Here is a 1,032-nt window from a genome sequence, read left to right on the forward strand (position 1 = left end):
CGGAATCCGCGAGACCCTCGTACAGGCCCTCGACGTCCACCGCCTCCGCACCGACCGGCGGCCAAACAGCCAGCTCGAAGGCAGGACCCTGCGCCTCACCCTCGGCCAGCGTCGCGGTCGCGTTGCGGACCCACGGCTCGTCCTCGGCCGCCAACGCGTCACGGGAATGGAACACCACGGATCGCCGACCCGACTCGTCCGGCGCACCAACGGCGATCTGAACCTCGACACCCCCCTCCTCGGGCAGCACCAACGGCGCCGCGAGGGTCAGTTCGTCGATCAGGTCGCATCCGACCCGCTCGCCGGCCTGGAGCGCGAACTCGACGAAGGCCGTACCGGGCAGCAGGACCGAGCCCATCACCCGGTGGTCGGCGAGCCACGGATGCGTCGTCAGTGACAGCCGTCCGGTGAGCAGCAGCCCATCGGCGTCCGCGAGGGTGACGGCGGCGCCGAGCAGCGGATGATCGGCGGACCGGAGGCCCACGGTGGTGACGTCACCGCCGAGGGTTCCGGCGTCGAGCCAGTAGTGCTCGCGCTGGAAGGCGTACGTGGGCAGGTCGACCTGCGCGGCTCCGGTGTCGGAGTGGTACGCCTGCCAGTCGACGGCGATGCCTCGGACGTGGACCTGGGCGAGGGCCGTGACGACGGTCTCCGCCTCGGGGCGGTCCTTGCGCACGGTCGGTACGAAGGCGGTGGCATGGTTGTCGTCGGAGGTCAGGCAGAGCTGCGCCATCGCGGACAGGACGCCGTCCGGGCCGAGTTCCACGTACGTCGTCACGCCGGCGGCTTCCAACGTGCGGACACCGTCGAGGAAGCGGACCGCCTCGCGGACGTGCCTCACCCAGAACTCCGCCGAACCCATCTCACCGTCGGCGATCAGAGCGCCGGTCAGGTTGGAGACGATCGGAATGCTCGGAGCGGAGAACGACAGGCCTGACACCACCTGACGGAAGGCCTCCACCATGCCGTCCATGTGCGGCGAGTGGAACGCGTGACTCACCGCGAGCCGCTTGGACTTCCGACCGGCCAAAG

1 protein-coding gene is annotated in these 1,032 nt (G+C 70.2%); it reads right to left on the reverse strand.

What is annotated here, in order from left to right:
• The coding region (locus AB0D46_RS38560; protein WP_362884767.1) for an acyltransferase domain-containing protein at positions 1-1,032 on the reverse strand (1,032 nt) is incomplete at both ends.

The organism is Streptomyces sp. NPDC048383 (assembly GCF_040651775.1).
Lineage (GTDB): Bacteria > Actinomycetota > Actinomycetes > Streptomycetales > Streptomycetaceae > Streptomyces.